The sequence below is a fragment of the Neptuniibacter sp. PT8_73 genome, assembly GCF_047778045.1.
Lineage (GTDB): Bacteria > Pseudomonadota > Gammaproteobacteria > Pseudomonadales > Balneatricaceae > Neptuniibacter.
On the sequence record NZ_CP180545.1, the window covers coordinates 853,968 to 871,573 of the forward strand.

General features: G+C 44.5%; 20 protein-coding genes and 1 other RNA gene. 17 read left to right on the plus strand and 4 right to left on the minus strand.

Annotation, left to right across the window (positions count from 1 at the left end):
• Nucleotides 1–5: 5 nt before the first annotated feature.
• The 14 genes from ACMXYN_RS03745 (at nucleotide 6) to ACMXYN_RS03810 (ending at nucleotide 12,168) form a co-directional block, all read left to right on the plus strand.
• Nucleotides 6–2,204, plus strand: a complete 2,199-nt coding sequence (locus ACMXYN_RS03745) for a GumC family protein (RefSeq protein WP_415893557.1) — start codon at nucleotides 6–8, stop codon at nucleotides 2,202–2,204.
• On the plus strand, nucleotides 2,201–2,920 hold the full coding sequence (locus ACMXYN_RS03750; RefSeq protein ID WP_415893558.1) for a tyrosine-protein phosphatase: 720 nt from the start codon (nucleotides 2,201–2,203) through the stop codon (nucleotides 2,918–2,920). Before ACMXYN_RS03745 ends, ACMXYN_RS03750 begins: the two co-directional genes overlap by 4 nt.
• A 14-nt stretch (nucleotides 2,921–2,934) precedes the next feature.
• A complete protein-coding gene (locus tag ACMXYN_RS03755; protein WP_415893559.1) occupies nucleotides 2,935–3,612 on the plus strand; it encodes a hypothetical protein in 678 nt (225 codons plus the stop codon).
• Nucleotides 3,613–3,768: 156 nt separating this feature from the next.
• Nucleotides 3,769–4,344: a TMEM165/GDT1 family protein gene (locus ACMXYN_RS03760; protein ID WP_415893560.1), complete on the plus strand. Its 576-nt coding sequence runs from the start codon at nucleotides 3,769–3,771 to the stop codon at nucleotides 4,342–4,344.
• 2 nt (nucleotides 4,345–4,346) lie between these two features.
• Nucleotides 4,347–4,721 carry a CidA/LrgA family protein gene (locus ACMXYN_RS03765; protein WP_415893561.1) on the plus strand — a complete coding sequence of 125 codons (375 nt, stop codon included), beginning with the start codon at nucleotides 4,347–4,349 and terminating at the stop codon, nucleotides 4,719–4,721.
• The gene (locus ACMXYN_RS03770) at nucleotides 4,714–5,424 is read left to right on the plus strand and encodes an LrgB family protein (protein WP_415893562.1); all 711 of its coding nucleotides are present in this window, start codon (nucleotides 4,714–4,716) and stop codon (nucleotides 5,422–5,424) included. Before ACMXYN_RS03765 ends, ACMXYN_RS03770 begins: the two co-directional genes overlap by 8 nt.
• A 213-nt stretch (nucleotides 5,425–5,637) precedes the next feature.
• Nucleotides 5,638–6,750: a cell division protein ZapE gene (zapE, locus tag ACMXYN_RS03775; RefSeq protein WP_415893563.1), complete on the plus strand. Its 1,113-nt coding sequence runs from the start codon at nucleotides 5,638–5,640 to the stop codon at nucleotides 6,748–6,750.
• A gap of 445 nt (nucleotides 6,751–7,195) precedes the next feature.
• Nucleotides 7,196–7,624: a 50S ribosomal protein L13 gene (gene rplM / locus ACMXYN_RS03780; protein ID WP_415883619.1), complete on the plus strand. Its 429-nt coding sequence runs from the start codon at nucleotides 7,196–7,198 to the stop codon at nucleotides 7,622–7,624.
• Nucleotides 7,625–7,638: 14 nt separating this feature from the next.
• Nucleotides 7,639–8,031: a 30S ribosomal protein S9 gene (gene rpsI, locus ACMXYN_RS03785; protein WP_415890410.1), complete on the plus strand. Its 393-nt coding sequence runs from the start codon at nucleotides 7,639–7,641 to the stop codon at nucleotides 8,029–8,031.
• 269 nt (nucleotides 8,032–8,300) lie between these two features.
• Nucleotides 8,301–8,903 (plus strand): ubiquinol-cytochrome c reductase iron-sulfur subunit, encoded by a 603-nt coding sequence (gene petA, locus ACMXYN_RS03790; protein ID WP_415883620.1) that lies wholly within the window; start codon nucleotides 8,301–8,303, stop codon nucleotides 8,901–8,903.
• Nucleotides 8,903–10,150: a cytochrome b gene (locus ACMXYN_RS03795; protein WP_415890411.1), complete on the plus strand. Its 1,248-nt coding sequence runs from the start codon at nucleotides 8,903–8,905 to the stop codon at nucleotides 10,148–10,150. Before petA ends, ACMXYN_RS03795 begins: the two co-directional genes overlap by 1 nt.
• Entirely contained in the window at nucleotides 10,150–10,926 is a 777-nt protein-coding gene (locus tag ACMXYN_RS03800) for a cytochrome c1 (protein WP_415893564.1), read from the plus strand. The genes ACMXYN_RS03795 and ACMXYN_RS03800 overlap by 1 nt, the downstream gene beginning before the upstream one ends.
• A gap of 85 nt (nucleotides 10,927–11,011) precedes the next feature.
• A complete protein-coding gene (locus tag ACMXYN_RS03805) occupies nucleotides 11,012–11,650 on the plus strand; it encodes a glutathione S-transferase N-terminal domain-containing protein (protein ID WP_415890413.1) in 639 nt (212 codons plus the stop codon).
• Nucleotides 11,651–11,733: 83 nt separating this feature from the next.
• Nucleotides 11,734–12,168 (plus strand): ClpXP protease specificity-enhancing factor, encoded by a 435-nt coding sequence (locus ACMXYN_RS03810; RefSeq protein ID WP_415893565.1) that lies wholly within the window; start codon nucleotides 11,734–11,736, stop codon nucleotides 12,166–12,168.
• A 71-nt stretch (nucleotides 12,169–12,239) separates the two neighbouring features.
• Here the strand turns inward: ACMXYN_RS03810 and ACMXYN_RS03815 are convergent, their stop codons facing one another.
• The 4 genes from ACMXYN_RS03815 to ACMXYN_RS03830 are packed head-to-tail and all read right to left on the minus strand — an operon-like array spanning nucleotide 12,240 to nucleotide 15,627.
• Nucleotides 12,240–12,824, minus strand: coding sequence for a BON domain-containing protein (locus ACMXYN_RS03815; protein WP_415893566.1), 585 nt, complete (start codon nucleotides 12,822–12,824; stop codon nucleotides 12,240–12,242).
• Between the two features lie 2 nt (nucleotides 12,825–12,826).
• A complete protein-coding gene (locus tag ACMXYN_RS03820; protein ID WP_415883626.1) occupies nucleotides 12,827–13,417 on the minus strand; it encodes an SIS domain-containing protein in 591 nt (196 codons plus the stop codon).
• A 20-nt stretch (nucleotides 13,418–13,437) separates the two neighbouring features.
• Nucleotides 13,438–13,797, minus strand: coding sequence for a YraN family protein (locus ACMXYN_RS03825; protein ID WP_415893567.1), 360 nt, complete (start codon nucleotides 13,795–13,797; stop codon nucleotides 13,438–13,440).
• 9 nt (nucleotides 13,798–13,806) lie between these two features.
• Nucleotides 13,807–15,627 (minus strand): penicillin-binding protein activator, encoded by a 1,821-nt coding sequence (locus ACMXYN_RS03830; protein WP_415893568.1) that lies wholly within the window; start codon nucleotides 15,625–15,627, stop codon nucleotides 13,807–13,809.
• A 36-nt stretch (nucleotides 15,628–15,663) separates the two neighbouring features.
• Between ACMXYN_RS03830 and rsmI the strand changes: the two genes are divergently transcribed.
• The 3 genes from rsmI (at nucleotide 15,664) to mraZ (ending at nucleotide 17,606) form a co-directional block, all read left to right on the plus strand.
• Entirely contained in the window at nucleotides 15,664–16,497 is an 834-nt protein-coding gene (gene rsmI, locus ACMXYN_RS03835) for a 16S rRNA (cytidine(1402)-2'-O)-methyltransferase (protein WP_415893569.1), read from the plus strand.
• A gap of 31 nt (nucleotides 16,498–16,528) precedes the next feature.
• Nucleotides 16,529–16,879: RNase P RNA component class A (rnpB, locus tag ACMXYN_RS03840), an RNA gene on the plus strand.
• Between the two features lie 271 nt (nucleotides 16,880–17,150).
• Nucleotides 17,151–17,606 carry a division/cell wall cluster transcriptional repressor MraZ gene (mraZ, locus tag ACMXYN_RS03845; RefSeq protein WP_415883635.1) on the plus strand — a complete coding sequence of 152 codons (456 nt, stop codon included), beginning with the start codon at nucleotides 17,151–17,153 and terminating at the stop codon, nucleotides 17,604–17,606.

Genomic DNA, 17,606 nt, shown 5'->3' on the forward strand with positions numbered 1-17,606 from the left:
TGTATATGGAAAATAAGCAAAACGCTGCATTCGACCGTTTAATGCAAGAAGATGTTATTGATCTCCGTGAGTATTGGCTAACGATTAGTCGGCATAAATGGGGGATCCTAGGTTTTGCCTTTCTAGTAACATTGCTAACAATTCTTATAGTGTTTTCAATGAGGCCTGTATATCGAGCAACAGCGACTTTGTTGATAGAGGCTCAGGAGGCGCAAGTTGTATCCATTGAAGAGGTTTATGGGTTAGATTCAGGCAACCAAGAATATTTCCTGACGCAGTTTGAAATTCTGAAATCGCGAAAGCTCGCAGAATCGGTAATGCGCAAGCTGGATTTGGCCAATCATCCTGAATTTAATGAAAAGCCTGCTTTTTCGTTTAATTGGCGGGATTTATTGCCATTAGAGCTGCCAGATGGAGGTGTGGAGCCATCTGAAGAGGATTTATTTCAATCTAAATTAGGCCAATTCCGCCAAAAGATAACGGTTTCTCCAGTGCGTAAAACTCAGCTTGTAAAAGTAACTTATGAGTCTTATTCGCCGGTTATGGCTGCAGAGGTTGCCAATGCGATTGGTCAAGCTTATATAGAAAGTAATTTAGAAGCTAAGTTAGAAGTGACAATGCAGGCTTCTACTTGGTTGAGTGATCGTCTTGGTTATCTGCGTGATGAGCTGAGAGTTGCAGAGAAACAATTACAAGCTTACCGTGATCAAGAAGGTATTGTCGGTGAAAAGGGTGGTTTAGATATTGCTTCGAAGGAGCTTGATCTCGTGTCCACCAAGCTTGTTGAATCAAGAAGAGATCGCTTGGAGCTGCAAGGTGTTTATGACCAAATCCAAAAAATAGGTAAGCGTAACCCCCGTAAATTAGAGTTGCTTCCAGCTGTATTGCAGCATCCGTTGGTTCAGACCATGAAAGAGTCTGTAGCGGAAAAGCAACTCAAAAAGTCCGAGTTGGCTAAGCGCTATGGTGCAAAACACCCGAAAATGGTCGCGGTTAATTCAGAGCTTAATATTGCATATCGATCTTTGAATCAGCAGATAGTGTCGGTTGTGAATGGAATTGAGAACCAATATAAAGCTGCTCTGGCCAGTGAAAAATCTTTGGAAAATTCTTTGGCTGCGACTAAAGGAAGTATGCAGGATTTAAGTCGTAAAGAATTTAAGCTACGTGAGCTGCAGCAGGATGTAGATACCAAACGTGCGTTGTACGATACGTTTTTTACCCGTTTTAATGAGACGAGCGCAACGGGTGATCTAAGAACTGCTAATGCACGAATAGTAGATCCAGCAGTCAAGCCTCAATTGCCAGCAAAGCCAAATAAGAAATTAATAGTGGTGTTGGCGTTTGTTGTAAGCGTTATGTTTGGTGTTGTTTTTGCCTTCCTATTGAAAGCGTTAGATAACACGGTTAAAACTGCTGCCGATATTGAGGGTAAGTTGGGTGAAACAATGATGGGTTTATTACCATTGTTAAAACGCAAGGATGTTAAACACCCGAGTTATAGTGAATATCTGGAAGACTCTCAATCCGCTTTTGCGGAATCAGTTCGTACTATTAGAACGGGTGTGGTGTTGTCTGCTTTAGATAATCCGCATAAGGTGTTGGCTGTCACCTCTACCATGCCGGGTGAAGGGAAAACCTCAACTGCTATCAATATGGCGTACTCGCTAGGGCAAATGGAAAGGGTGCTTTTGATTGATGCGGATATGCGTAGACCATCATTGGCTAAGGCATTGGGCTTTGACCCAAGAATTCCCGGGCTTTCCAATTTGGTGGCTGGAACTTCTAAGTTAGAAGATTGTATTCATCACCATGAAACTTCAGGGATTGATGTGTTAACTGCCGGTATTATTCCGCCAAACCCTTTAGAGTTGTTGTCTTCTGAGCGTTTTGCTAAAGCATTAAGTGTCTTAGAAACGAAATACGATCGAATTGTTATCGATACGGCCCCTACTCAAGCAGTTAGTGATGCACTGGTTTTAGCGCCGAAAGTTGGGGCTATGATCTATGTGGTTAAAGCTGATTCGACAAGTTACCAGCAAGCCAAAGCTGGTTTGAAACGATTGAAGGATATAAATGCTCCATTGATTGGTGTGGTGCTCAATCAGGTTAATACCAAGAAGGCATCTAAATATTATGGTGCTGATTATGGTGGTTATTATGATACCTATGGTTATACAGAGGAAAATAAGAACGCAGCATGATTGATCTGCATTGCCATATATTGCCAGGAATTGATGATGGAGCCTCTTCTTTAGAAGAGGCTCTTTCGCTTGCTCGTATTGCTGTTGCGGATGGCATTACTCATGCGGTGTTCACCCCTCATGTTCACCCGGGGCGTTATGATAATGATGTAAAAACTATTCAGCCTGTTTTTGAGCAGTTTCAACAAGCACTTGTGGGCAACGATATTCCATTGATTGTTCAACCTGCAGGTGAGGTGCGTTTGTCGGTCGAAGTCTTGGCTATGTTTGCTTCTGGACAGTTACCATTCTTAGGGGAATGGGCTGGCAAAAAAGTGATGTTGTTGGAGCTTCCTCACAGTCATGTGCCTCCGGGAACCGATAACCTAGTTAAATGGCTTTTAGATCGTGGGGTTCTTCCTATGATTGCTCACCCGGAAAGAAATAAAGGATTTCTTGCTGATGAGCGTAAATTGGCCCCTTTTGTTGAAATGGGCTGTCTTTTCCAATTGACAGCAATGTCTGTAACAGCCGACTTTGGTTATCAGGCCCATGAGATGGCTTTAAGAATGTTGGAAAATGGGTGGGTTACCGTGATTGCTAGCGATGCGCATAATGCAGAGCACAGGCCGCCTGTCTTATCAAAAGCTGTTGTAGCTGCTGCTAACATCGTGGGTGCGGAAGAGGCTAGACAATTGGTGTGGGACAATCCAGCGCGCATAATTGGTCTTGAGTAGTCGGTTTACAGGTTATGAAGTCTAAGACATTGCTATTTAAAACTTTTGCTGTTCTGGGCTTGCTGCTCTGTTTGATTGGTATTTATGTGGCAGTAACTTGGGTGATGGGGGATTTGTATGGTTATAAGGTTCGATTTGCGGTTGAATCTTGGCAGAAGGAAAAGGCTTTGCCGGAGTTGGGGCAAATAGATAAGGCTTTGATTGATGCCGAGGGAGCTTTAACCTGGGAAGATACAAATCCTGAATACTACGAGCTTAAAGCGAGGGTTCTATATTATAAGGCTTTGGTCGAGGGTGTTGATGGAGCGGGTAGGGATGCTCTTGTTAATGCCAAGCAATTACATATACAGGCTGCAGAATTAAGACCTCGATGGCCTTACAGTTGGGCTAATATTGTCTTGATGAAAGCCCATATGAATGAGTTTGATGAAGAATTTAATCAGTCTCTTCTAAACGCTGAACAATACGGGCCTTGGGAGCAATCTGTTCACCTTACTCTTGCGCATGCTGGGGCGATATCATGGTCCAATTTATCCGCTGAGCAAAAAAGTATTATTGCAGAGCATGTCCATAGAGGTTTGAAACATAGCTTTAAAGGGTTAGCAGACATCTTAAATTTCTACAAAAAGCGATCTTTGATTTGTGCTTATATGCAAAGGGATGAAAAGCAGAAAGTGTTTTGTGGTAGCTAGCTGTTGATTCGCTGCTGTAGTTTATATGTGTTTGCCAGACAGTTTTTTTGAGTTGGATATCAATGACATGAATGTTATGTGCATTTTGTAAACTCTAAATATTCATCTTTTAAATAATGTTAGGATGCTCAGTCTAAATTTGTGGTTGAGCTGTATATGGATCTCATAGAGCCTTTCTTTAAGGTATTTCTTCTCATATTTCTTGCTGAATTTGGTGATAAAAGTCAGTTGGTTTGTATGACTTTATCGGCTAGATATAAGCCTTTTCCGGTATTAATCGGTGCTGTGGCTGCGTTTTCAGTATTGAATCTGTTGGCAGTTTTGTTTGGTGCAACCATTAGTGCTTATCTTCCTCCGGCCGTAATTTTTGTGCTGGTCGGTACGCTATTTTTGGTCTTTGGTGTTCAGTCCTTACGTGTTGAAAATGATGAAGAGGAGGGGGAGCTTAATGTTGGTAGACACCTGCTTCTGTCTGTATTTGTATTAATATTTCTAGCTGAATTGGGTGATAAAACGCAGTTATCTATAGCGGGGCTATCTGCTGTAGAGAATGCATGGATTGTTTGGCTTGCGGGAACATCTGCGTTGTTGGTTACAACGTTGCTGGGAGTTTGGTTAGGACAGATCTTGCTTCAACGCCTGTCCATTATTTGGATTCATCGAGCAGCCGGTGTTTTATTTATTGGTTTTGCTTTAGTGGCTTTTTGGCAGTTAGCGCAATTGGTGATGTAGATATGATCCAGGGTTTTCTCATTTTGTTAGTATGCCAGTTGGTTGGGGAGCTTATCGTTACGGCTGCAAGTGTGCCTATTCCTGGCTCAGTGGTTGGTATGGTTTTGTTGCTGGTAGGTTTGATTGTTCGTGGTGAGGTGCCTGAAGGGCTGCGTGTAACTGCTGAAGGGTTACTGAAAGTGCTGCCATTGCTTTTGGTGCCTGCTGGTGTGGGCTTGATGAACTATTTTGGAGTGCTTTCTGACTTTTGGCTTGAGCTGATGGTTTCGTTGTTTGTAAGTACTTTGATAACGATGTTTATTGTGGCTTTTTTGTTGAAGGTGCTCTCGAAAGAAAAAACGAGTGCTGAGCAGGGTTTGGGAGATGATGATGCTTGATCTGTGGTCTCATTTTCAAACATTTCCAGTGCTTTGGCTTGTGGTGACGCTGGTGGTGTTTTTATGTGCGTCTTGGATAAATGCAAAAGCTGGAAAAACGCCGTTTCTACATCCTGTATTGGTATCGCTTTCTATCATTATTGTTGTTCTGAAACTATCTGAAACGGACTATGTGACCTATATGCAGGGTGGGCAGTATATTCACCTATTATTAGGTCCTGCGGTAGTCGCGTTGGCTGTGCCCTTATATGACAACCTAGCAACTGTTAAGCGATTGCTGGTGCCTTTACTGGTAGGTTGTGTCGTTGGGGCTATTGTTGCTGCAACTTCAGCGATCCTTATTGGTGTTGCTTTTGGGTTAAGTGATGAGCTTTTATTAACTTTGGCTCCTAAGTCTGTTACTTCTCCTATCGCAATTGCGGTAGCAGAAAAAATGGGAGGTTTCCCGTCTTTGGCTGCTGGGCTTGTTCTTATTACTGGGGCTATGGGCTGCTTGATCGCGCCGTTTGTTTACCGTCTATTAGCTATTAAAGATGAGTCTGTAAAAGGCTTTGTTTTAGGTGTTGGTGCGCATGCGATGGGTACCGCATTTGCTTTTGAATATGGCATGGTTGCAGGTGCATTTGGTGGCTTGGCTATGGGTATGACTGGGGCATTTACTGCGTTTATGCTGCCGGTGCTGGTGCCTTTCTTTGGACTATAAGCTCAAGTCAGAGTAGTTGTAGAGTGAAATCGAAGTTAGGGGAACACTTTTTAGCCACTAGCCACTAGCCACTAGCCACTAGCCACTAGCCACTAGCCACTAGCCACTAGCCACTTAATTGTTAGCTACCCCTCCTTATGTTGCATTTGCTAAATAGTGCTTTCGCCGGTAAAGTTCGCGCAGGTTAAAAAGTAGATCAAATTGGCAACCCACATGACTCCATTAGAAAGATACAAGCAAGACCTCAAGCGCGATGATTTCTCTTATGATCCAGCCCAAGAGATGGCTGTTGAGCACCTTCAGCGTTTATATGACGATCTTGTAGCGGTTAAGGCGGAAGAGCCTAAAGTCGGTTTAATGGGGCGCTTGAAGAGTAAGCTGAAAAAGCCGGAGCCGAAAGAGCCTGTTAAAGGCTTGTATTTCTGGGGTGGTGTAGGTCGTGGTAAGACTTACCTAATGGATACTTTTTATGACAGTCTTCCGTTCGAGCAGAAGATGCGTACCCATTTTCACCGTTTTATGCAGCGTGTGCATGCTGAGCTAAAAGAGCTAGACGGTACTCCTAATCCGTTGGTGGAGATCGGTAAGAAATACGCGCAAGAAGCACGAATTATTTGTTTTGATGAGTTCTTTGTTACAGATATAACTGATGCCATGATTCTGGGTGGATTACTGCAAGAGCTATTCAAGAACGGTGTTGCTCTAGTAGCAACGTCCAATATTGTACCTGATGGGCTATATAAAGATGGTTTGCAGCGCGCTCGCTTCCTGCCTGCGATTGATATGCTAAATCGTTACACCGAAGTTGTGAACGTTGATGGTGGTGTTGACTATCGTTTACGTGCTTTAGAGCAGGCAGAGCTTTACCACTATCCATTAGATGCTGAAGCGGATAAGAGTTTAAATCGCAGTTTTGAAAGTCTTGCACCAGATCTGGAAGAGGTGGTTGAAGCTGAGGTTCTGGATATTAATGGCCGTAATATGCAATCACGCCGCTGTTGCGAAGACGTGGTTTGGTTTGATTTTAAAGAGCTTTGTGAAGGTCCTCGTTCGCAGAACGACTACATTGAGCTAGGTAAAATTTTCCATGCTGTGATGGTGGGTAATGTACCGCAGCTTGGTCGCTCCAATGATGATGCGGCTCGTCGCTTTATCAATATGGTCGATGAATTCTATGATAGTGGCGTTAAGTTGATAATTAGTGCTGAAAAGCCAATTCATGAGATTTATTCAGAAGGGCGCTTGGAATTCGAAATTGAGCGAACTCAAAGTCGTTTGCTTGAGATGCAGTCGCATGAGTATCTGGCTAGAGAGCATAGAGCTTAGTCTGCAAATAAGATTGTAAAAAATGCGCCATAAGGGCGCATTTTTTTTCGCGGCTGGAAGCCGCTCCTACAGGTTGTTTGTATTGTTCTGGGTGTTGGTCTGTTTTTCGCGGCAAGATGCCGCTCCCACAGGCTGTTTTATTTTTTGTTTTTGTTTCTGAGGGTGGTTGTCTGTTTTTCGCGGCAGAATGCCGCTCTTACAGGGATGTATTTTGAGGTTGTGGGGAACGCTTCTAGCGTCGATTGTATTGGGCTTTTATCTGGATTTAGCTTGCGGACTATGGTGTAGATATATATAATGCGCGCTCCCAAGTTTAGGCTTGCTTAAATTTTGGGCAGAAGAGAGTTGTTCTAAGTGAATTGGAACAACAAATAATTATAAGTCAGATCGGTCGATTTTATTATTAAAATCAACGAGATCTGAGTAAAGTTGAAAGGCTATACAGATGAAAACATTCGTCGCTAAGCCAGCCGAAGTAAAACGCGACTGGTACGTTGTTGACGCAGAAGGTAAAACTCTGGGTCGTCTGGCTACTGAAATTGCACGTCGTCTACGTGGTAAGCATAAGCCAGAATACACTCCACACGTTGATACTGGTGACTACATCGTAGTTGTTAACGCTGAAAAAGTAGGCGTTACTGGTAACAAGCGTAAAGATAAAACTTACTACCACCACACTGGTTTCCCAGGTGGCTTGAAAGAAGCTTCTTTCGAGAAGATGGTAGAAACTTTCCCTGAGCGCACTATCGAGCTTGCTGTTAAAGGCATGCTACCAAAAGGTCCGCTAGGTCGCGCTATGTATGCGAAGCTGAAAGTTTACGCTGGTGCAGAACATCCGCATCAGGCTCAGCAGCCTAAAGAACTTAACGTTTAAGGGGAAGGATAATCATGTCTACTACACAGTATTACGGTACAGGTCGTCGTAAAACTTCTACTGCACGTGTTTTCCTACGTCCAGGTACAGGTGCAATCACAGTTAACAATAAAACTATCGAAGAATACTTCGGTCGTGAAACTGCGCGCATGATCGTTCGTCAGCCTCTTGAGCTTACTAACAATCTTGAAGCGTTCGATGTTGTTGTTACTGTTAAAGGCGGCGGCGGCTTCGGTCAAGCTGGTGCTATCCGTCACGGTATCACTCGTGCACTAATGGAATTTGATGAAACGCTTCGTCCAGCTCTACGTGAAGCAGGTTACGTTACTCGTGACGCTCGTATGGTTGAACGTAAGAAAGTTGGTCTACGTAAAGCGCGTAAGAAGCCACAGTTCTCCAAGCGTTAATTCGACGTCTTTTTCGAAAGATTTTGGATTCAGAAAAAGCGCCTGCCCCTTTATCGGGGTGGGCGTTTTTTTTGCACTGCGTTATATCAATACATTGGCCTAAAGTACGGCGAAAAATAAGTAATTCACCTTGTAAGAAAGGGGTAATTTCTTTACTATTTGGGCCATTTTTAAGATACAGATTTCCGTAGCTATAAAATTCTTAGCGGCCAGAGTATTTTTGCACCTGCAGAGATATAAAATAAGGTCGATTGAGGGGAGATAACTTAATGAGCAATGATGGCGTGAATAAGGGTCGGCGCCGTCTCCTAATCGGTGCTACATCCGCAGTTGGTGCGGTTGGTGCTGTAGGAGCAGCTGTCCCATTCGTAGCTTCCTGGACGCCGAGTGCGAAGGCAAGAACTGCCGGCGCACCTGTCAAGGTGGATGTAAGTAAACTGGAACCAGGTCAGCAGGTGATTGCTAGCTGGCGTGGTAAGCCTGTGTGGATCGTTCGTCGTGGCGAAGAAGCATTGGCTAATCTGGCTAAGCTAGATAGCAACTTGCAGGATCCAAAATCGGATAACCCTGCACAGCAGCCTGATTACATTCCAAAAACCCCTGCGCGTTCTCTACGTGAAGATATCGCTGTTTTGGTAGGTATTTGTACTCACCTAGGTTGTTCTCCAACTTATCTTCCTGAAGTAGGTGTTACATCTGGTCAGGGTGAAGATTGGGTTGGCGGTTATTACTGCCCATGTCATGGTTCTCGTTTTGACCTTTCTGGTCGAGTAATGAACGGTTCCCCAGCTCCAAGTAACCTTGTGATCCCGCCTCATCACTATGAGAGCGAAAATGTGATCATCGTAGGTATTGATCAGGAGACTGCATAATGGCTGGTTCTCGTAACAAAGGTAACCCAGGTATCATGGGTTGGATTGATGATCGTTTCCCAGCTACAGCTATGTGGGAAGATCACCTATCTAAATACTACGCTCCAAAGAACTTTAACTTCTGGTACTTCTTTGGTTCATTGGCACTTCTAGTGCTTGTTAACCAGATCCTAACGGGTATCTGGCTAACTATGTCTTACAATCCTTCTGCTGAAGGTGCGTTTGCTTCTATCGAATACATCATGCGTGATGTTGAATACGGCTGGTTGCTGCGTTATATGCACTCTACCGGTGCGTCTGCATTCTTCGTAGTTGTTTACCTGCACATGCTTCGTGGCATGATGTATGGTTCTTATCGTAAGCCTCGTGAGCTTGTATGGCTATTCGGTATGACAATCTACCTAGCGCTTATGGCTGAAGCTTTCATGGGCTACCTATTGCCATGGGGTCAGATGTCTTACTGGGGTGCACAGGTAATCGTATCTCTATTCGCTGCTGTACCATATGTTGGTCCAGAGCTAGCTGAATGGATTCGTGGTGACTACCTGATCTCTGGTATTACTCTAAACCGTTTCTTCTCTCTGCACGTAATTGCTCTACCAATCGTTCTATTGGCATTGGTTGTTCTGCACATTATCGCGCTACACGAAGTAGGCTCTAACAACCCAGACGGTATCGAAATTAAAGATAACAAAGATGAGAACGGCGTACCTGTTGACGGTATCCCATTCCACCCTTACTACTCTGTTAAAGACATTGTAGGTGTGGTTGTATTCCTATTTGTTTTCTGTGCGGTAGTCTTCTTCTTCCCTGAAGGTGGTGGTTACTTCATTGAGGCGCCAAACTTTGAGCCAGCTAACCCGCTGAAAACGCCTGAGCATATCGCGCCTGTATGGTATTTCACGCCATTCTACGCAATGCTACGTGCTATCCCGCCAATCCTAGGTTCTCAGTTCCCTGGTGTTGTTGTGATGGGTGCAGCGATTGCTATCTTGTTTGTGCTTCCTTGGTTGGATCGCAGCCCAGTTAAATCTATCCGCTACAAAGGCTGGATGAGCAAGCTGTGGTTAGTGATCTTCTGTGTGTGCTTCGTAATTCTGGGCTACTTAGGTGTTGTTGCATCTACTCCAGGTCGTACGTTAGCGGCTCAGATTTGTACAGGTCTGTACTTCGCGTACTTCTTCCTGATGCCGATCTACACCAAAATGGAAAGTACTAAACCAGTTCCAGAAAGGGTTACAGGCTAATGAAAAAGTTTCTTATTGCATTAGTAATGGCGGCACTGCCTATGGCTGCAAGTGCTGCAGGTGGCGCTAAAGGCCACCTAGATGAGATGGACGTTGATCTGCATAACCAAGCATCTTTGCAGCGTGGTATGCAAACGTTTGTAAACTACTGCTTGGGCTGTCACTCTGCTGAGTTCCAGCGTTATGAGCGTGCTGCGCTAGATCTAGGCATGAACCCAGAGCTTGTTGCTGAACACTTGATCTTTGGTGATCACAAAGTGGGTGAGCAGATGACTATCTCTATGGATAAAGGCGATGCCGGTAAGTGGTTCGGTAACCCTCCACCAGATCTAACGCTAGAAGCGCGTCTACGTGGTCCAGATTGGTTGTACACTTACCTACGTAGTTTCTACGCTGATGAGTCTCGTCCATGGGGCGTGAACAACGCAGTGTTTAAAGACGTTGGTATGCCAAACGTACTTGGCCCGCTACAGGGTGAAGTTGTTGCAAGCTGTTCTTGGGAAGAGATGAATGCTCACGGTTTGCGTGGTGAGGGTATTGATCCTCTAACTAACAAGCCGCTTACTAGCTGTACTTCTGTTAAGAAGGGCACTGGTGAGCTATCTCCAGAAGAGTTTGATGCGCTAGTATATGATCTAGTTAACTTCATGGTTTACATGGGTGAGCCATCTAAGTTGGATTCTCAGCGTATCGGTACTTACGTGTTGATCTTCTTGTTCCTATTCTTCTTCCTTGCGTACGCGCTGAAGAAAGAATTCTGGAGAGATGTACACTAATAGCTTTACGATATAATCGTGAGCTTTAAAACGCGGCCTCTTTTTTAAGGGGCCGCGTATCTGTTTCTAATAAGGGGTATTCTTAATGGGTGTTGTGGCAAAACGTTCTTCCATGTCCTTCTACTCTAATGGCGAGGACCAGTATAGCCATCGAGTTCGTATCGTCCTGGCAGAAAAGGGTGTTGCTGTAGAGATTCATGATTGTGATGAAGGTAATCTTCCTGAAGATCTAACTTCAATGAATCCGTACAATAGCCTGCCAACTTTGTTGGATCGCGATTTGGTTCTTTATGAACCAAATGTGATGATGGAATATCTTGATGAGCGCTTCCCGCATCCTCCGCTATTGCCTGTTTATCCTGTAGCTCGAGCTGAAAGCCGACTATACATGTATCGCATCCAGCGTGACTGGTGTGATCTTGCGGATAAAATCATTGAAGCAGCGATGGCTGATGATGAAGATACAGCAGAAGAGGTTCGTAAAGAGCTGCGTGATAGCTTGATTACGATTTCACCGATTTTTGCTGACAAACCTTTCTTCATGAGTGAAGAGTTTACTTTGGTTGATTGCTGCTTGGCTCCACTATTGTGGCGTTTGCCGTTGTTGGGTATCGATCTTCCAGAAGATCAGTGCAAGCCTTTGGTTAAGTATATGGAGCGCTTATTTGAGCGTGAATCTTTCCAAATGAGCTTGTCAGAAGCAGAGCGTGAAATGCGCGATTAATTGTTTCGTAGTAAAGTTAAAAAAGGGATGATATTTCATCCCTTTTTTTATGTCGTTATTTTGTTGAATGTTTGGATAAAGAAATGAAGCCGAGTCGCCCTTATCTTGTTAAAGCACTGTATGACTGGTTATTGGATTGTGATTTAACACCTCATCTTCTGGTGGATGCTACGCAGGATGATGTTACTGTTCCTACGCAGTTTGTTGATGATGGTCAGATTGTTTTAAATATTAATCCATCAGCGGTTCGGGATTTTTATCTAGATGATCGAGCGTTGTCTTTTAATGCACGCTTTTCAGGTCAGCCAATGGATGTATATGTACCGATGGCGGCTATATTAGCTATCTATGCGCGTGAAAATGGGCAGGGTATGGGCTTTGGTGGTGAGCCTGGTGTTGACTGCTATACGCAGGAGTTGGCGATTCTGGATAATATTGAAGATATGGACGCGGATGAGCCTAAGAAGACTGAGAAACCAGCTAAGCCGAACAGGCCGTCATTGAAAGTTGTAAAGTAGTTGCGAGAAGTGAAAGGGTAGAAGCTAAAGATTAAAAGGTGCGTACTAAGGGTTAGTGCGCACCGTGATTCTTATCGATTAACGTATTCAAATACTTTTACAATTTTCTCTACGCCAGCGATATTTCTTACGATATTGATCGCATTCTCAGCTTCTTGAGGGCTTACAAGGCCCATAAGGTAAACGGTGCTGCTATCAGTTACTACCTTGATTCGAGACCCATCAACAGTTTCATTTGTTAGAAGTTCTGCTTTAACTTTGGTTGTTAGCCAAGTATCGTTCGTGCGAGCGATAGTGGACGATACGCCAGAGATTTTAACTTCGTTATGAATCTTGCGTACTTTGCGTACTTGGCTGACGATCTGCTCAGCTTCCTGTCTTGCGCTTTCTGCAGGTGCTTGGCCTGTTAATAGTACAACGCCGTTATAGCTTGTTACGCTTATATTGGTTGCCTGCATCTGCTCTGAGCCCTTGGCAAGGTTAACCATAGATAGTGTTTCAATTACTTCATCATCTATGTATGAACCAACGGTTCTGTTGCCAGGGTCTTCCTGGATCGGACCTTCTCGTCCAGCGCTTAGGATGTCGGAACAGCCTGTAACAAATAGCGATAAGCTAATCCCTGCAATTAAACTAAATGTCTTTTTGTTGATCATGTTTATTCGCTTCCAAAAAGTTGGTAGTCAATTAAATCGCATAAAGAGTGCAAAACTAGTAACTGCGCATGGTGAACTAGTGAGCTATCGTCGCTAGGCACGCATATCTCGATCTCTTCTGGGCTGAGAAGCGCTGTGATATCGCCACCATCAGAACCGTTCAGGACGATAACAGTCATTTCACGATCATGGGCGGCCTGTATTGCTTGTACAAGGCTGCTGGAGCGACCGTGAGGTGTTATCAGTAATAAAATGTCCCCTGGTTGTCCTAAAGCATGGATCTGTTTGGCTTGCGCGTCCATAAAGCCGCTATCTTCACAGATCGCGCTTAAGGTAGCGCCATCTGAGTTAATATTGATTGCGGGTAGACCTGGACGCTCATGCCTAAATCTATTCATCAATAGTGCGGTGAAGTGTTGCCCTAAAGATGAGGAGGCTCCATTGGCACAGCAGAGAATCTTGTTCTCACTGACAAGGCAATGGAGTAAAAGTTCGCCAGCATGGGCAATAAGTGGAGTGTACTGCTCAATGGTGATCGCGTTGACTTCCATTGAGTTGTGAAACTGGCTGACAATGCGGTCTTCGAGTTCCATGCTGTCCTTAATCGTTTACCTTAAGTTCTGAAGGCATCTTTATACCACAGCGGCTCCGTTGGTGCTGCATCATATTCGTAAGCAATGACATCAAATCGGCAATTATTGTTAGAAAATTGCGTTTTATGGCTCAAATAATGTTGTGCTGCTTTAATGATCTTTCGTTGTTTGGTAGTAGTAACTGAAGCTGCTGCACCACCATACTTTTTTGAATTACGGTAACGGACTTCGATAAAGACAAGTGTGCGTCGATCTAACATGATTAGATCGATCTCGCCAAAGCGACAATGATAGTTGCGTTCGACTAGGGTGAGTTTGTTTTTTGAAAGGAATCTTTCAGCGTGTTTTTCGGCGTCCTTGCCGGTCTTGTTTCTGTCCATGAATATTATTTACTCAATAATTTGTGGGATACCATCTTTATATTTGGCCCAAGTTAGCGTTCTGAAAACCAGGCCGTTGTTATTAATGCTGAGTTGGCCTGTTTCGCCGTTGATCTGGGTGCCCGGGACAGCGCTTAATTGTTTTAGATAGGGATGGATGCGATAGGCATCAAGACCTAGAGCGTATAAACGACCAAAGCGACTGTTTGTGTCATTTCGTTGCTGTGAAATAAGTACTTTGTCTTGTGATGGTGGTTTAAGATTCCAAGGGGTGCCCAAGAAGGTAACGTTATTTAGGTCCTGATCTTGGATTGGGTTGTTGCTACCACTGAAGACGTGCGAAGTTGCATAAATTGGTAGATCGCCTGCAAAGTTATAAGCCAGCATAGTGTTTAGCTGTCTTGCATCATTGGGCAGTGCGGTGAGGATGATTGCTTCCATGTCATGGCGGCGGTGCTCCTCAAATTCAATTTTATGGGTATAAACTACTTTTCTTACGTTCTTGTAGCGTTGTTTGCTTTTATCTGTGGATAAAAATTGACTCACATGCTCGGAGAATTCGCTGATATCTCCAAAGTTGCTTGAGTGCACGACCATGCCGCCTAGGCTTGTGAAGTGTTCTTCAAAAGCCTTGCTGATTTTATCACCCCAGCCGCTGTTTGGTGTTAACACTGCAGCACGGCGGATGCCGTCTTTCCATGCGCGCTCTGCAATTTGAATGGCTTCGTCTTCGGCTGAAAGGCCGAATTGATACATGCCTTCACGAGCGGGTGAATCGATGTAGTTTAGGGCGAGTACGGGTACTTGAATGTGCTGATCGGCAGCTAAAGTTGAAACATAGTCTTTAGCTAAAGGCCCGATGATCATATCGACTTGTTGCTCATTAACGATTGAGGCTAGCTGAATCGGGGTATTTATCTTTTCAGAGTCCAGAAATAGAAGTTCTGGCGAAGGTTTGCCTGGTTGTTGGCTACGTAAATGAGCCATCATAATGCCTTCTTTGATGGCGTTGGCAGGTTTGGCTAATTTGCCCTCAAGTGGCAGTAATACAGCTATTTTTTGAGCTAAAAATGTTTGTGCACCTAGTCCGCCAAGAGATTGAGGTGGTAGTTTTTGGGCTGGGTGAGATTCCCATAATACGGCCCAGTTATTCAATGCCTGATTTTGCGTGTCTAGCTGCGTGTTGACGCTTAGCTCGTAAGCTAGCTCTAGCCAGCCTTGCTCATGATAGCTATTAGTTCCGCTACGAATGAGTTCGGAAAGCTTGATTGCTTCAATTTTTAGTAGGCTATTCCAGATTTGATCGTGCAGGATTTGCTTAGCTGGATCCGTGTCTAGTAATTGGCTTAATCTGATAAGTTCTTTAGCTTCGCTAAAATGTTGTTGTTGTAGCTGGAAGGCTTGGGCGCGCAACTTGAGGATTTCAATCTCTTGCTCGGTCAGCAGTTTAAGATTAGCTGAGCTGTTTAATCTGTCTAATTGCTGTAGAGCTTGTCCCGGTTGGTTCTGTTCAAGTGAAGCTTCTGCTTGAAGTTTGGCGATCTCGAAGCGAAGAGATGGGGCTAATAGGCTAACGTCTATTTGGCTAAGTACGGAAGCTGCTTCTTGCTTGCGGCCAAGGCTAAGTAAAATCTTCGCAGCGTCTGCGCGATACTGAGCAGATTTAATCGGTTTTGCAGAATTCGCTTTTTTAAGTAGGCTTTCTACTCGTTGTTGGTCTTGCTCAGCTGCAGTCAGCGTTGGTTTCGTGGATGTTGTACTAACTGAACAGCCAGAAATAATTGTGCTGATTAAAATTGCTGAAAGAGACAGGCGCCACTGAAATTTCATATACTTCGCAACCCACGTTTTAAGATGGTATCTGTAATGTTAGAACCCGCACTGTACGTTGTAGCAACGCCAATAGGAAATCTGCAGGATATGACACCTCGCGCTATTGAGGTCTTGCAGCAAGTTGAGTTGATAGCTGCTGAGGACACGCGTCATAGTGCCCGTTTGATGGCGCATTTTGGTATCAATACCCGCCTTGTTTCCGTCCATGAGCATAACGAACGCCAGCGAATTGAGACGATTGTACACCAGTTGCAATCTGGTGCCAGTGTTGCGCTAATTTCTGATGCTGGAACGCCGCTAATTTCGGACCCTGGATATGTTGTAGTTCAAGGGGTTAGAGAGCAGGGTTTTAAAGTTGTGCCTGTTCCTGGCTGTGTGGCTTTTATAGCGGCGTTGTCTGCGGCGGGTTTGCCTACAGATCGATTTATCTTTGAGGGTTTTCTGCCGCATAAATCGAGTGGCCGCAAACAGCAGCTTAAGGGATTGGTTGATGAAGCTCGAACGCTGATCTTTTATGAATCTCCGCATCGTATTGTAGCCTCCCTTAAAGATATGCAGTCAGTCTTTGGTGGTGAGCGTGTTGTGGGTATTGCTCGTGAGCTGACTAAAACATATGAAACGATCCATGTGGATAAGTTGGATGCTGTCATAGAGTGGATGGAAGCTGATTCCAACCAGCAGCGCGGAGAGTTTGTTGTTTTGGTTCACGGTATAGAAAATAAAGGTGCGGCTGAATTAGACGCTAAGGCTTTAGAGGTCTTAGATATTCTTCTTGCGGAGCTGCCAGTGAGTCAGGCAGCTTCTTTGGCAGCAAAAATTACCGGTTTGAAGAAAAAAGTGCTTTATCAGGCGGCTTTAGATCGCTAACTGATTTAGCTTTTGTTAGAATTCGCGCCGAGGAGTTTGCCAGGCAGTCGCTGCCTTCTTAGAAGGTGGAGGAAAGTCCGGGCTCCAAAGGGTAGAGTGCCAGATAACGTCTGGGCGGCGCGAGTCGACGGAAAGTGCAGCAGAAAATATACCGCCTAAGCATCCTCGGATGCCGGTAAGGTTGAAATGGTGCGGTAAGAGCGCACCGCGTGGGTGGCAACACTCCACGGCATGGTAAACCCCACTCGGAGCAAGACCAAATAGGGTTCCTACAGGCGTGACCCGCGCTGGAACCGGGTAGGTTGCTTGAGGTGCATAGTGATATGCATCCCAGATGAATGATTGTCCACGACAGAACCCGGCTTATCGGCAAACTCCTCATTATTCTTTCTTTTCAGGAAGAGCGGTGTCCACTGCTTTTCCTGTAAAGGTCTGATTCACCTAATTCATTGTTTTATATGCAGTCTCTCGATTCTTTGTTTTTGGGGACTCCTCTCTGTATGCATTTCTCTAATGTTTGATCTCTGATAACCGTCATTTACGGCGCTTTCAGCCTTGCTTTAGTTGGGGTTACTTTCTATAGTGTGCTCTAGTGGGATAAAGTGGGTAAAAGTGGGTTTTTCTGTAATTTAAGTGGGTTTTGAGAGCCGAAAATGTTTAGAGGCGTTAATCAAATCAATCTAGATGCTAAGGGACGCATGGCGATTCCGGCACGTTATCGCGAGAAAATCGCGACGTGTTGCGATGGTCAGCTCGTGGCAACGATTGATACTGAAGAGCGCTGTTTACTGCTTTATCCACTGGAAGAATGGGAAGTTATTCAGGAAAAAATAGAAAGTTTGCCCAGCTTTAATCCAGCAGCGCGTCGAATTCAGCGCCTATTGATTGGTCATGCAACTGATCTTGATATGGATGGAAATGGACGATTGCTTTTACCCGCTCCACTTCGAGAATATGCCGAGCTCGATAAAAAAATTGTGTTGCTTGGGCAAGGGCAGAAGTTTGAAATCTGGAGTGAGTCCAGATGGTTAGCTACCCGTGAAGAGTATCTTCAAGAGGTAGAAGGTGGCATGGCAATGCCTGAAGAATTACAAAATTTATCGCTATAG

What these genes read in the sequence shown, in the direction of transcription:
- ACMXYN_RS03745 (WP_415893557.1), top strand. Translation starts at nt 6, where the DNA reads ATGGAAAATAAGCAAAACGCTGCATTCGACCGTTTAATGCAAGAAGAT.
- ACMXYN_RS03750 (WP_415893558.1), top strand. Translation starts at nt 2,201, where the DNA reads ATGATTGATCTGCATTGCCATATATTGCCAGGAATTGATGATGGAGCC.
- ACMXYN_RS03755 (WP_415893559.1), top strand. Translation starts at nt 2,935, where the DNA reads ATGAAGTCTAAGACATTGCTATTTAAAACTTTTGCTGTTCTGGGCTTG.
- ACMXYN_RS03760 (WP_415893560.1), top strand. Translation starts at nt 3,769, where the DNA reads ATGGATCTCATAGAGCCTTTCTTTAAGGTATTTCTTCTCATATTTCTT.
- ACMXYN_RS03765 (WP_415893561.1), top strand. Translation starts at nt 4,347, where the DNA reads ATGATCCAGGGTTTTCTCATTTTGTTAGTATGCCAGTTGGTTGGGGAG.
- ACMXYN_RS03770 (WP_415893562.1), top strand. Translation starts at nt 4,714, where the DNA reads ATGCTTGATCTGTGGTCTCATTTTCAAACATTTCCAGTGCTTTGGCTT.
- zapE (WP_415893563.1), top strand. Translation starts at nt 5,638, where the DNA reads ATGACTCCATTAGAAAGATACAAGCAAGACCTCAAGCGCGATGATTTC.
- rplM (WP_415883619.1), top strand. Translation starts at nt 7,196, where the DNA reads ATGAAAACATTCGTCGCTAAGCCAGCCGAAGTAAAACGCGACTGGTAC.
- rpsI (WP_415890410.1), top strand. Translation starts at nt 7,639, where the DNA reads ATGTCTACTACACAGTATTACGGTACAGGTCGTCGTAAAACTTCTACT.
- petA (WP_415883620.1), top strand. Translation starts at nt 8,301, where the DNA reads ATGAGCAATGATGGCGTGAATAAGGGTCGGCGCCGTCTCCTAATCGGT.
- ACMXYN_RS03795 (WP_415890411.1), top strand. Translation starts at nt 8,903, where the DNA reads ATGGCTGGTTCTCGTAACAAAGGTAACCCAGGTATCATGGGTTGGATT.
- ACMXYN_RS03800 (WP_415893564.1), top strand. Translation starts at nt 10,150, where the DNA reads ATGAAAAAGTTTCTTATTGCATTAGTAATGGCGGCACTGCCTATGGCT.
- ACMXYN_RS03805 (WP_415890413.1), top strand. Translation starts at nt 11,012, where the DNA reads ATGGGTGTTGTGGCAAAACGTTCTTCCATGTCCTTCTACTCTAATGGC.
- ACMXYN_RS03810 (WP_415893565.1), top strand. Translation starts at nt 11,734, where the DNA reads ATGAAGCCGAGTCGCCCTTATCTTGTTAAAGCACTGTATGACTGGTTA.
- ACMXYN_RS03815 (WP_415893566.1), bottom strand. Translation starts at nt 12,824, where the DNA reads ATGATCAACAAAAAGACATTTAGTTTAATTGCAGGGATTAGCTTATCG.
- ACMXYN_RS03820 (WP_415883626.1), bottom strand. Translation starts at nt 13,417, where the DNA reads ATGGAACTCGAAGACCGCATTGTCAGCCAGTTTCACAACTCAATGGAA.
- ACMXYN_RS03825 (WP_415893567.1), bottom strand. Translation starts at nt 13,797, where the DNA reads ATGGACAGAAACAAGACCGGCAAGGACGCCGAAAAACACGCTGAAAGA.
- ACMXYN_RS03830 (WP_415893568.1), bottom strand. Translation starts at nt 15,627, where the DNA reads ATGAAATTTCAGTGGCGCCTGTCTCTTTCAGCAATTTTAATCAGCACA.
- rsmI (WP_415893569.1), top strand. Translation starts at nt 15,664, where the DNA reads ATGTTAGAACCCGCACTGTACGTTGTAGCAACGCCAATAGGAAATCTG.
- mraZ (WP_415883635.1), top strand. Translation starts at nt 17,151, where the DNA reads ATGTTTAGAGGCGTTAATCAAATCAATCTAGATGCTAAGGGACGCATG.